This is a genomic window from Shewanella sp. SG41-4 (assembly GCF_014164505.1).
Taxonomy (GTDB): domain Bacteria; phylum Pseudomonadota; class Gammaproteobacteria; order Enterobacterales; family Shewanellaceae; genus Shewanella.
Genome location: NZ_JACJFI010000124.1, coordinates 1 through 11,721, shown reverse-complemented (window position 1 = coordinate 11,721; position 11,721 = coordinate 1). Strand labels below are relative to the sequence as shown.

Annotated in this window: 13 protein-coding genes and 2 pseudogenes; 7 read left to right on the top strand and 8 right to left on the bottom strand. The window is 41.0% G+C overall.

Features of this window, described 5'->3' with window-relative positions; all coding sequences use genetic code 11:
* Positions 1–32: 32 nt before the first annotated feature.
* From ruvX to H5202_RS12390, 8 genes are all read right to left on the bottom strand, one after another.
* Positions 33–452, bottom strand: coding sequence for a Holliday junction resolvase RuvX (ruvX, locus tag H5202_RS12425; protein ID WP_182772352.1), 420 nt, complete (start codon positions 450–452; stop codon positions 33–35).
* A gap of 195 nt (positions 453–647) precedes the next feature.
* Positions 648–1,208 carry a YqgE/AlgH family protein gene (locus H5202_RS12420; RefSeq protein WP_182772351.1) on the bottom strand — a complete coding sequence of 187 codons (561 nt, stop codon included), beginning with the start codon at positions 1,206–1,208 and terminating at the stop codon, positions 648–650.
* Between the two features lie 33 nt (positions 1,209–1,241).
* Complete coding sequence (gene yciH / locus H5202_RS12415) at positions 1,242–1,571, bottom strand: stress response translation initiation inhibitor YciH (RefSeq protein ID WP_182772350.1); 330 nt, start codon at positions 1,569–1,571, stop codon at positions 1,242–1,244.
* A gap of 314 nt (positions 1,572–1,885) precedes the next feature.
* Positions 1,886–2,899, bottom strand: coding sequence for a ferrochelatase (hemH, locus tag H5202_RS12410; protein WP_182772349.1), 1,014 nt, complete (start codon positions 2,897–2,899; stop codon positions 1,886–1,888).
* A 296-nt stretch (positions 2,900–3,195) separates the two neighbouring features.
* Positions 3,196–3,714, bottom strand: coding sequence for a glutathione peroxidase (locus H5202_RS12405; protein WP_443019403.1), 519 nt, complete (start codon positions 3,712–3,714; stop codon positions 3,196–3,198).
* Positions 3,715–3,856: 142 nt separating this feature from the next.
* Positions 3,857–4,960: a hypothetical protein gene (locus H5202_RS12400; protein WP_182772347.1), complete on the bottom strand. Its 1,104-nt coding sequence runs from the start codon at positions 4,958–4,960 to the stop codon at positions 3,857–3,859.
* A gap of 245 nt (positions 4,961–5,205) precedes the next feature.
* A complete protein-coding gene (locus tag H5202_RS12395; RefSeq protein ID WP_182772346.1) occupies positions 5,206–6,318 on the bottom strand; it encodes a PilT/PilU family type 4a pilus ATPase in 1,113 nt (370 codons plus the stop codon).
* Positions 6,319–6,329: 11 nt separating this feature from the next.
* Positions 6,330–7,367, bottom strand: coding sequence for a type IV pilus twitching motility protein PilT (locus tag H5202_RS12390; protein ID WP_182772345.1), 1,038 nt, complete (start codon positions 7,365–7,367; stop codon positions 6,330–6,332).
* 27 nt (positions 7,368–7,394) lie between these two features.
* Between H5202_RS12390 and H5202_RS12385 the strand changes: the two genes are divergently transcribed.
* From H5202_RS12385 to H5202_RS12355, 7 genes and pseudogenes are all read left to right on the top strand, one after another.
* Entirely contained in the window at positions 7,395–8,081 is a 687-nt protein-coding gene (locus H5202_RS12385; RefSeq protein WP_182772344.1) for a YggS family pyridoxal phosphate-dependent enzyme, read from the top strand.
* A 135-nt stretch (positions 8,082–8,216) separates the two neighbouring features.
* Entirely contained in the window at positions 8,217–9,035 is an 819-nt protein-coding gene (gene proC, locus H5202_RS12380) for a pyrroline-5-carboxylate reductase (protein ID WP_182772343.1), read from the top strand.
* Between the two features lie 247 nt (positions 9,036–9,282).
* Entirely contained in the window at positions 9,283–9,831 is a 549-nt protein-coding gene (locus tag H5202_RS12375) for a YggT family protein (RefSeq protein ID WP_182772342.1), read from the top strand.
* 19 nt (positions 9,832–9,850) lie between these two features.
* Entirely contained in the window at positions 9,851–10,150 is a 300-nt protein-coding gene (gene yggU, locus H5202_RS12370; protein ID WP_182772341.1) for a DUF167 family protein YggU, read from the top strand.
* A gap of 47 nt (positions 10,151–10,197) precedes the next feature.
* Complete coding sequence (locus H5202_RS12365; protein WP_182772340.1) at positions 10,198–10,659, top strand: DUF4426 domain-containing protein; 462 nt, start codon at positions 10,198–10,200, stop codon at positions 10,657–10,659.
* 206 nt (positions 10,660–10,865) lie between these two features.
* Positions 10,866–11,540 (top strand): annotated as a pseudogene (gene rdgB / locus H5202_RS12360) (RdgB/HAM1 family non-canonical purine NTP pyrophosphatase).
* Positions 11,541–11,721: pseudogene (locus H5202_RS12355) on the top strand (radical SAM family heme chaperone HemW); the annotation flags it as partial.

Sequence of the window (11,721 nt, the reverse complement as noted above, 5' to 3'; positions counted from 1 at the left end):
GCCGCGTAGCGGCCTAGCACTTAGCATCTAGATTAATACTGATTTTCGAAATAGCTTTCTATAATTAAAACCGCAGATACTGCATCAATTTGGCCTTTAGTTAACGCTTTAAATCCACCAAGTTCGAATAAACGAGCTTTAGCATCTGCAGTGGTTAAGCGTTCGTCTTGAGTGGCAATTTTAACGCCAAAACGACCGTTAATTCGATTAGCAAATTTCCGAGCACGTTGAGTCATCTCTTGCTCGGTACCGTCCATATTTAACGGTAAACCGACGACGACAAGATCTGGTTGCCATTCTTTTAATAATTTATCGATATCATCCCAATTAGGGATCCCATCAACCGCTTTAATTGATAATAAAGGCGTGGCACTGGCTGTAATGGCTTGACCTATAGCGACACCAATACTTTTGGTGCCGTAGTCGAACCCTAAAACGGTTTGTGGTTGCATGTATATCTCTTGGTTTAATTTTTAGAGGACGCTTTAAAAGCAACAGCCTAGAGCGCTACGCTGCTAGGACGCTTCGCGGCTAGATACTATAAAATCTTAGCAGCGAAGCTGTCCCTAGCAGGACACAGTCCGCCCTAGAAGCGAAGCGCACTATCCGCGTAGCGGCCTAGAATTTTAGCAGCGTAGCGACCTATTTTAAGCATGTCCGACTTGGCTCGACATTTGCCAAATATCAAAACCGAGCTGTTGGGTAGCCATTAGCCACATTTGTTCGGGCTCAACGTTAAATAGTAACTCTGATGTAGCTTTGATGGTTAACCAGGTGTTGTCGGCAATTTCTTGTTCCAGTTGGTCTTTACTCCAACCAGCATAACCTAGCGCTACAATAAAGTTTTCGGGCGATTTATTAGAACCAATCGAAGCTAATATATCTCGCGAGGAGGTAAGCATAGTCTCTTCGCTGATTTCAGTGCTGTTAACCCAGTGTTTCTGCGGCGTGTGTAGCACGAAACCGCGTTCGGGTGCCACAGGGCCACCTATAAGCACTTGACTGTCTAAGGAAAACAAAAACTCTGGCGATAGATAGAGTTCCATTTGTTCAAGCAGATCTTCAACCTCAACACCGATTGGACGGTTAACCATTAAACCCATAGCACCTTTTTGATCATGCTCACAAATGTAGATCACCGAGCGCTCGAAAAATGTGTCATCTAATGATGGCATCGCAATTAAAAAGTGGTCTTTTAAGCTATCCATATGCTATCCCCAATAGTGTTTTAGCTTTAGGTATTATCCACCCGCTAATTTCACAGTAAAATTCAACTTTTCTAATATGGATTTTATTTGTTCGCGATTGTCAGTTTGTACTTCAATGCAGAAGTCTTTTACTGTACCACCGCAGCCACATTGTTTCTTCAATTTTTGCGCAAGGTCTTTTAGGGCTTTTTCATCTAACTCTAGCCCTTTGATCACACTCACCCCCTTTCCTTTACGACCTTTACTGTCTTTATGGATCCGCACTATACCGTCGCCAGTGGGTATTTCAGCTTGTGGCTTAGGCTGATCAATACGACCTTTATCAGTGCTATAAACTAATGCGATATTGGGATCTATTCTCATATTATTTCTTTAGCAGTAAAACATTGTTTGAGTTTAACAAATCATAAAAGCAGAGGCGAGCAGTGAAAGGCGATTAAAACAATGATAACTGGCGGTGGAAAAGGATAACGAGCGATATAGAGCGAGGTCGAAAGGTAACTAGTGATGAAGAGCGAAAATTAACATCCGAGAAATTACATCGCTGCTAGATTCTGAACATCTTAACAGCGAAATTTGTTATCGCCTGTTCGCGCTAAGCGTAAGCGCTTGTTATCGCGCTTATTGCTTGTTACCGCTTGTCACCTTTATTTCATTGCTGTTTCTTTTCGATGAAATTATAAGTAAGGTTTAACCAGGTTTGCCATCATATTAATGTGGTCATCGTTGTCGTTTAAACATTCGATATACCTAAAGGTCTTTCCGCCGGCATTTTCAAATACGTGACGCTTTTCACCTTTAATTTCTTCTAAGGTTTCGAGACAATCGGCACTAAAGGCTGGGCAGATAACAGCGATGTCGGTGATACCTTTAGCTGGTAGGCTGCCAATAGTTACATCGGTATAAGGTTGTAACCATTTAGCTTTGCCAAAGCGAGATTGGAACGTGGCGACGTAATCATCCTCACTAAAACCTAATTTCTCTACCACTAATCGAGTTGTTTTCATGCAGAAGCAGTAATAAGGATCGCCTAGATGCAAGTTACGCTCTGGCATACCATGAAAAGACATCACCAGTTTTTGTGGTTTACCATGTTGGTCAAAATCTTTTTGAATAGATGCTGCAAGTGCATCAATAAAGTCGACGTTGTCGTGGTAAGTATTGATAAAATGCAGTGCTGGAATATAACGCCATTTCATTAACTCTTTGGCTAAAGCATCAAACGCAGAGCCCGTTGTTGGGGCTGCATATTGCGGATACAAAGGCAAAACGACTAAGTTGTCTACGCCTTGTTTATGCATAGCTTGTAAAGTGCTCGACGTTGATGGCGAACCATAACGCATAGCCAAATGAACGCTAGCATCATGCCCTTGGGCTTGTAATTGCTTGGCAAGTTTAGCTTGTTGGCCTTGGCTGATAGCCAGTAAAGGAGAACCCTCGTCGGTCCATACTTGCTTGTACAAGGCAGCCGATTTAGCAGGTCGGATACGCAAAATAATGCCGTGAAGAATAATCATCCATATCAGTTTTGGAATTTCCACTACTCGAGGATCCGCCAAAAACTCAGCTAAATAGATGCGAACAGCTGATGCAGTAGGTGCATCTGGTGTACCTAGATTTAATAATAACACACCAGTTTTACCACGAGCTTTGTGGCCGGTGTCTTTATCTAACCCTGAAAATCTAGCCAAAGTATCTTCTCCGTTATTGATATGGATTTACAAATACAGCTCACTTTTGGATATCCCATGAGCTTAAATCAAAATTGTATCGCATTCATTTAAAACAAAAAGAGTGCTAGGTATCGATTTTATCATCAAATTAACCCGCTCTCGGCAAATATTTATATAAGCCATCTTATCTAGCTAGCTTAAATCATTTGATTAAGTCATCTGATGAAGAAATTCAATGAAGTAATTAATATTAGATAAGTGTATTAAATAACTGCATTAAACAACTAGGTTAAGTCACTTAGCTTAGCTAACAATTACAAAACTGATTCAATCGCTTTTTTCAATTCTTCGCTATCAGGTTTCACGCGCGAACTGAATTGTTGTACGGTTTGGCCATCACCGGAAACTACGTATTTGTAGAAATTCCATTTAGGTGCTCCAGTTTTGTCACCTAAGTATTTAAATACTGAGTTAGCCTCACCGCCTCTAACAGGTGATGTTGCCACCATAGTAAACGTAACACCATAATTAATGAAACAAACATCGGCAGTTTTAGCTTCGTCTTTTTCTTCTTGGAAAAAATCATCTGATGGAAAGCCAATCACCACTAAACCTTTGTCGGCATATTGTTTGTGTAATGCTTCAAGTGCTTCAAATTGAGGCGTAAACCCACAATGCGATGCGGTATTAACAATTAATACGGCTTTGCCTTGGGTGAGTTCACATAAATTGACGTTTTCTGTTGAGTGTAATTTACGCGCTTCAACATTGAGATAGTCAGGACAACTTGCAGCAACAGTACTAAAACTTAATCCCAATAAGCTGATTGCCATTATGTATTTAATCATTGTTAGTTTGTCCTTTGCTCAACATTTATAAGAATAGATAAAATAGGCACCGATAAACGAATTTATCGATGCCTAATGAAGTATCACAACGTTATACGAAGTACTGCTTTTTTCAGATCATAAATGATTAGAAATAAAAACCAATATTAATATTTAAACGTGATTGCCATGATGTATCACCGTTATTGATACCAACGCCTGGACCATCAACAAACCACATATTTTTACCGGCAATCCAATCTACATAAGAATAAAATTTACCTGCAGTGATGGCAACACCAGTCACATTCTGGATAGAATCATCAAGTCCTTGACCCGATGCCATTACCTGGCTGTAATCGTTGTAAAAATTTAAATTAGTGATTGGTCCCCAATCAACGTCAACCGATTTAGCAATGTTAACAGTAGCAACATCGGCTTGTGCAGCAATTTCAAATGGATATTGAAACGCACTCAGCGCAATACGTTCACTGTTGTCTACATCATAGTCATAATGAATATATTGTAATTGTAGTTGCCATTGTTTCCAGTCAAGTTGCCAGTGAGCTGCAGCGGCAAGACCATTGGTGTCTTCACCTGCTACGGTAGCGGCATCAGCCATAAAATCTAATTGGCTGTATTGTAATGAACCACCTAATTTATGAGTGACTTCACCAGAAGTAAATTCACGCTCAACTCGGGCGTTGATTTGTCCTGCCTCTTCATATGGTGAATCGGCTGTTGTGGCCGCATCAAATGAGTAACGATCATAATTAGAACCGTCGCCAATTTCGTCATTAACAAAATAAGCTAAATCATAGCGCCAACCATCTTGTTCATTTTTGTAATGGATACCAGCATCGTAATCATCTTCAAAACCAAGATAATAGGTTGCTCCGAACCAAAATGAATGAGCAGCATAAGGTAATAAACCAAATGGGACTTGGGTTACACCCACTTGCACTGATTGGGCTTCATCAAACTGATAACCCATATAGGCATGATGCACTACGTCCATGTTTTCATACCAACGATACTGAGCTGAGGCGAATAAGCCATCTTTACTCTTGTAGTTGACGTCAGCGCGGAACAATTCAAACTCGAGCTTGGAGTTGTTATCGTAATCTTTCCAACCGTAGTTCACGCGTACTGCACCGCCTATATCGACTTCATCTGTGACGGGTACTGCTGAGGCCACTAATGGAAACAAGATTAGCGAAGATAAAACGGTGACTTTTTGCCATAACTGCATGGAACATCCTTGAAAGAACAATATTATAAAGCGAGATAAAAATGAGTAACGTATAAAGTGTTTATACGGAAAGGCTATTTGAGAAAGGTTTTAATGTACTTTTGTCATCGCAATGTCCACAACAACAGCAGTCATTATAACAATAATAGCGCCCATGATAACAAAAAAGGCCGCAAGATGTGGCTTGCGACCTCTCATATCAAAAAATTCGATTAATAATGTGCTGATTTGCTGGTAAAAAAACACTAGTCCATATCGAGGGTAATGCCTTCCATTGTCCCAGAAGAAGATGTTTCATTGTTTTGCAATTTTATCATTAAGCGCAAATCATTAGGTGAGTCAGCGTGATGTAATGCATCGGAATAACTAATTTCACCCTCTACATATAAATCAAGTAATGCCTGATCGAAAGTTTGCATGCCTTGTTCGCGTGACTTACTCATCGTTTCTTTAAGTAAATGTAACTCATTTTTAGCGATTAAACTGGCCACACGAGGGGTATTGATTAATACTTCGATGGCGGCGCGGCGCCCTGTTCCGTCAGATTTAGGAATGAGCTGTTGCGCTACAATGCCGCGTAAATTTAACGACAAATCAAATAGCAGTTGATTGTGTTTGCTTTCTGGCACTAGATGCATAATTCGATCGAGGGCTTGGTTAGCATTGTTTGCGTGCAATGTTGCCATACATAAATGACCGGTTTCGGCAAATGAAAGCGCAAATTCCATGGTTTCTTGAGTACGGATTTCACCAATCAGAATCACATCTGGCGCTTGACGGAGTGAGCTTTTAAGCGCTGCGCCAAACGAATCAGTATCAATACCCACTTCACGCTGAGTGATAATGCTTTTTCGATGGTTATGGACAAATTCTACCGGATCTTCGATGGTTAAAATATGCCCACGAGAGTGAGCGTTTCGATATCCTACAAGCGCAGCTAATGATGTAGATTTACCGGTACCGGTACCGCCAACCATGATGATAAGGCCACGCTTACTCATAACTAAATCTTTTAAAATAGCAGGCAGCTTTAAATCATCCACTTCAGGAATTTGAGTTTCAATGCGACGCATAACACAACCTGCGGATTCTCGTTGCCAAAAGGCACTGACCCGGAATCGACCTAAATCCTTGGCCGCAAAAGCAAAGTTACACTCACTGGTTTCGTGAAACTCTTTCTTTTGTATGTCGCTCATCAACGACTCAACAAACACTAATGATTGCTCTGGTGTTAATCGATTTTCGGATAATTGACGTAACTCACCGTCTATTTTGGCACTAGGTGGAAAACCGGCAGTGATAAATAAATCAGACGCCTTTTTTTCAACCATGATATTTAAAAATGGACGAACATCCATGATCAAGTTCCTTAGAAATTAGCTTGTTTATTTGAACTCTTTTGCATCGCATCTTCACGGGTAATTAACCCACGATTAACTAAGGTTTGCAGACATTGATCTAGGGTTTGCATACCGTGTGACATACCCGTTTGAATAGCTGAGTACATTTGCGCGACTTTATCTTCGCGAATAAGATTTCGAATTGCTGGTGTGCCCATCATAATTTCATGAGCAGCCACTCGGCCACCACCAATTTTCTTGATTAATGTTTGTGAAATAACCGCCTGCAGCGACTCAGACAACATGGTGCGAACCATACTCTTTTCACCTTCTGGGAATACATCGACAACACGGTCAATGGTTTTTGCGGCTGAGGTGGTATGCAAAGTACCAAACACTAAGTGACCCGTTTCGGCGGCGGTCATGGCTAAACGAATGGTTTCAAGGTCGCGCATTTCACCCACAAGAATAACATCCGGGTCTTCACGTAATGCACTTCTAAGTGCTGCATTAAAGCTATGTGTATGCTTGTGAACTTCACGCTGATTGATTAAGCATTGTTTGTTCTGGTGTACGAATTCTATTGGGTCTTCAATAGTTAAAATATGGTCATGTCGGTTTTCATTAACGTAATCGACCATCGCAGCCAATGTGGTTGATTTACCAGAACCGGTAGGCCCCGTCACTAACACTAATCCACGTGGATAACTGGCGATTTTTTTAAATATTTCTGGTGCGCCAAGTTGCTCAAGAGACAAAATTTCAGAGGGAATGGTACGGAATACTGCCCCTGCACCACGCGACTGATTAAATGCGTTAACACGAAAACGCGCGAGGTTAGGCACTTCGAATGAAAAATCGATTTCTAGATGTTCTTCGTAGTCTTTACGTTGTTTATCATTCATGATGTCATAAACAAGACTATGAACGCCTTGATGATCTAGCGCAGGTAAATTAATTTTCCTTACTTCACCGTCAACGCGGATCATAGGAGAAACACCTGCTGAAAGATGTAGATCTGATGCTTTGTGTTTTACACTAAAGGCGAGTAATTCAGTGATTTCCATTGTAGAGACATCCAATTAACCAACATTATGACAACAATAGCAGACAGAATATCAATCGCCCAGAGTAGAATTAATCAAGCGGCGCAAAAGTGCTCACGTTCATCGGACGAAATAAGTCTATTGGCTGTGAGTAAAACCAAACCCATCAGTGACATAGTGGCAGCTTATCAAGCGGGGCAACGTCTATTTGGTGAAAACTATGTCCAAGAAGGCGAAACTAAGATTAATGCCTTACAGGTCGATTATCCTGATATCGAATGGCATTTTATTGGCCCGCTGCAATCGAATAAAACCAAAATTGTTGCCGAAAATTTTGATTGGATGCATACCTTAAGTCGCAGCAAAATTGCCCAACGTTTGCATGAGCAACGTCCGAATGACAAATCGCCATTAAATGTGTGCATTCAAGTCAATATTAGCCAAGAGCAATCTAAATCTGGTGTTAATCCTGATGATGTCGCCACGTTAGCACTTACTATCGCATCCTTAAGTCATCTCAAACTACGCGGATTAATGGCTATTCCAACGGCAACTGATGACACACAACTTCAACAACAAGAATTTAGCCAATTAAAGCTACTTTTCGACCAGCTTAAACTGCAATATCCTAGCGTCGACACTCTATCAATGGGAATGAGCGGCGACATGGACATCGCCATCGCCAACGGATCAACCATGGTACGTATCGGCAGTGCGATTTTTGGGGAAAGATAAAATCAACAGCCTAGAGCGCTGCGCTGCTAGGACGCAGTCCGCCTTAGAACCTAGAAGCGTGGCGTCCTAGGGCTGAATTATGTAACATACACGGCAATAAGACCTAAATTCACTCTTTTATTGGATACAGACTTAATGACTCAAGCAAAAGTATGTTTTATCGGTGCGGGCAATATGACTCGTAGCATTATCAGTGGCTTAGTTAAGCATGGCTATCCTAACGACCTTATTCATGCAACCAATCCTAGTAAAGGTAAATTGGATGCATTGCAGCAAGATTTTGCGATTCAAGTGTCCCACAATAATCATGCGGCAGCACAAGCTGCCGATGTAATAGTGTTAAGTGTAAAACCACAATTAATGGCCGCTGTTTGTGAAGACTTAAGTTCACTAAATTTAGCCGATAAGTTAGTTATTACTATCGCTGCGGGTATTCCTGCATCTCGCTATCAAGACTACTTTAAACAACCTATAAAACTTATTCGCACTATGCCTAATACTCCGACTCAAATTGGCTATGGTATGACGGGTATTTATGCCGACGACAGTATTTCTGCCGAACATAAATCGATTTGTGAAACTTTAATGCAAAGCGGCGGTAAAGTGGTTTGGGTTGATAACGAACCGGAATTAGATCAAGTAATAGCACTTGCAGGCAGCTCTCCTGCCTATTTCTTCTTGTTTATCGAGTCAATGATCGCCTCTGGTGTCAATATGGGGATGGCTGAAGATAAAGCGAGACTGCTTGCTGAGCAAGCCGCTTTGGGTGCCGCGCAGATGGTGATACAAAACCAGCAGTTATCGGTAACCGAACTGCGTCAGAATGTCATGTCAAAAGGCGGAACAACAGCTAAAGCCGTAGAAACGTTTCAACAAGGTGGTTTAGTTGAATTGGTCGATAAAGCCATGACAAACTGTGTTACTAGAGCCCAAGAAATGGCTAAAACATTTTAACGTAATGAGATGAACCATTATTTAACTGACGATTAACCTCATTAGTGTAAAATAATTGCGTAAAACTGCGCTTATTAACAGCAAATTTGAGTGATAATCAGTTATATTATTACCTCAGTAGGTCGTAAAGCTAAATATTAGCGCAGTTTATTTTAGTTATAATTTACGATCTATGTTGCGCGCCAACTTAAGTACAACATTAAGTATCAAATTAAGTACCAAATTACATTAACGTAAGGTTATACACATGAATGCAATGAGTTTTTTAGTCAACACGCTGTTTGACTTATACCTAATGGTCGTCATTCTTCGTTTTTGGCTACAGCTTGCAAGAGCGGATTTTTATAATCCATTTAGCCAATTTGTGGTTAAAGTGACACAACCGATTATCGCACCAATGCGTCGACTATTACCCTCAGTAGGACGTTTTGATACGTCATCAATGGTACTGGCACTAATTGTCGTGTTGGTTAAAATGTTAGTACTTACTTTCATTGCTGGGGCGACTGTAGATATTGTTACCTTGTTATTATTCTCAGTGATATCTGTGATAAAACAAGCTGGCGTATTACTTTTTTGGATGTTACTTATCCGTGCAGTATTAAGCTGGTTTAACCAAGGTTACAACCCAATTGTGATGGTAATGACCCAATTAACAGAACCTATTTTAGCGCCAGTACGCAAAATACTTCCTGCTATTGGTGGCTTAGATTTATCTGTACTAGTGGTATTTATTGCGATGAATTTTATTAATATGTTGTGCGCGCAATATATCCCTTTTTGGTCAATTATTTAGATCTTGAATAACTCTAATAATGAATCCAGTAAGCTATATTAACGATGAGCAGCAAGGTGACTTGTTGCTTTTTGTTTATGTGCAACCCAAAGCCAGCCGCGATCAAATTATCGGCTTGCACGGTAACGAATTAAAAATAGCCATCACAGCACCACCGATTGACGGCAAAGCAAATGCTTATCTGTCTAAGTATCTTGCTAAAGCCTGTAAAGTGGCTAAAAGTCAGGTTCATATCCTCAAGGGTGAACAAGGTCGTCATAAGCAAATTAAAATATGCCAACCCCAGGTTATCCCACCCGAAATAGCCGCCCTTTTATGACTGTTACCCATAAGATGAAATTGCTCAAGCCCATTAAGGACAAAATTATGTTTCAAGCATTGCGTTTATCTCGCTCATTTTTACACCTGTTATTGCTGTCACTCATAACCATCACTAGTATTGGCTATGCTCATGCAGAGCAAAAACTACAAGTTGGTCATTTTGATATTCATTACATGGCACTCAGTAGCACCTTTATTACTCCCCAAATTGCGAAAACCTACGGAATTGAACGCAGCGGTTACAATGGATTGGTAAACATTACCGTGCTCAATACTAATCTAGAAGGGAACCCTGCTATCCCAGTTGAAATATCAGGCATAGCTAATAATTTAATAGATGCCCGCATAACGTTGGATTTTAAAGAAATTCGTGAAGGCAATTCCATCTACTACATCGCAGAAGTACCTTATCGTGACGACCAAGAAGTCAACTTCACGATTGCTATTAAGCACGGCAACCAGCTAAATACTTCTTTGAACTTCAAACAAAAGTTCTATGTAGATTAAATCATCGATAAAAAGCCTAGAGCGCTGCGCTGCTAGGACGCTTCGCGGCTAGATTCTGTAAAATCAACAGCCTAGTCGCCCAGCGACTCAATCTTAGCAGCGAAGCTGTCCTTAGCAGTGACGAAGTCACGTCCTAGAAGCGAAGCGCACTATCGGCGTAGCGGCCTAACTACCCCCGTAGCCTATCGCGGGGTAGTTAGAGTATAATGACTGCAAATTTACCCTCATCTAAAAAGCTTATGCATACCTTAGTCAAACAACAAATTGTTCTTGCCAGTGGCAACAAAGGCAAACTTGCCGAATTTGATCAAATGCTGACTGCATTTAATATTGAAGTATTACCATAGAATAAATTTAACGTGACCGAGGTTGCAGAGACAGGCACTACATTTGTAGAAAACGCTATCATCAAAGCTCGTCATGCTGCTGAAATAACCGGTAAAGCTGCAATTGCAGATGACTCAGGCATTGAAGTTGATGCATTACAAGGTCAACCAGGCATTTACTCTGCACGTTATTCTGGACCTGGTGCGACTGAAACCAGCAATTACCTCAAGCTACTTGATGCATTGCAAGGTGAAACACTTCGTAGTGCCCGTTTCCAATGTGTGCTTGTTTATATGCGTCATGCAAAAGATCCTACTCCAATAATTTGCCAAGCCTCATGGGAAGGGACAATAAACCATGCTCCACAAGGCGAACAAGGCCATGGGTATGACCCAGTGTTTATCCCGCAAGGTTTTGATTGCTCGGCAGCGGAGTTAACTCGTGAGCAGAAAAATGCCCATAGTCATCGAGGCAAAGCACTTGAGCTATTGGTCAGTGCCATGAAAGCCCAAGGTATTATTTCATTGGACAACGTTACGGGCGGTCATCAATAAATGACATTGCAATTACCACCTCTTAGCTTGTATATCCATATTCCTTGGTGCGTGCAAAAATGCCCTTATTGTGACTTTAACTCCCATGGTCAAAATAGTGAGTTACCACAACAACAATATGTCGATGCGTTATTAGCAGATTTAACACAAGACTTGGCTTATGTTCAAGGTCGAAAGGTGC

What these genes read in the sequence shown, in the direction of transcription:
- ruvX (WP_182772352.1), bottom strand. Translation starts at nt 452, where the DNA reads ATGCAACCACAAACCGTTTTAGGGTTCGACTACGGCACCAAAAGTATT.
- H5202_RS12420 (WP_182772351.1), bottom strand. Translation starts at nt 1,208, where the DNA reads ATGGATAGCTTAAAAGACCACTTTTTAATTGCGATGCCATCATTAGAT.
- yciH (WP_182772350.1), bottom strand. Translation starts at nt 1,571, where the DNA reads ATGAGAATAGATCCCAATATCGCATTAGTTTATAGCACTGATAAAGGT.
- H5202_RS12405 (WP_443019403.1), bottom strand. Translation starts at nt 3,714, where the DNA reads ATGGCAATCAGCTTATTGGGATTAAGTTTTAGTACTGTTGCTGCAAGT.
- H5202_RS12400 (WP_182772347.1), bottom strand. Translation starts at nt 4,960, where the DNA reads ATGCAGTTATGGCAAAAAGTCACCGTTTTATCTTCGCTAATCTTGTTT.
- H5202_RS12395 (WP_182772346.1), bottom strand. Translation starts at nt 6,318, where the DNA reads ATGGATGTTCGTCCATTTTTAAATATCATGGTTGAAAAAAAGGCGTCT.
- H5202_RS12390 (WP_182772345.1), bottom strand. Translation starts at nt 7,367, where the DNA reads ATGGAAATCACTGAATTACTCGCCTTTAGTGTAAAACACAAAGCATCA.
- H5202_RS12385 (WP_182772344.1), top strand. Translation starts at nt 7,395, where the DNA reads ATGACAACAATAGCAGACAGAATATCAATCGCCCAGAGTAGAATTAAT.
- proC (WP_182772343.1), top strand. Translation starts at nt 8,217, where the DNA reads ATGACTCAAGCAAAAGTATGTTTTATCGGTGCGGGCAATATGACTCGT.
- H5202_RS12375 (WP_182772342.1), top strand. Translation starts at nt 9,283, where the DNA reads ATGAATGCAATGAGTTTTTTAGTCAACACGCTGTTTGACTTATACCTA.
- yggU (WP_182772341.1), top strand. Translation starts at nt 9,851, where the DNA reads ATGAATCCAGTAAGCTATATTAACGATGAGCAGCAAGGTGACTTGTTG.
- H5202_RS12365 (WP_182772340.1), top strand. Translation starts at nt 10,198, where the DNA reads ATGTTTCAAGCATTGCGTTTATCTCGCTCATTTTTACACCTGTTATTG.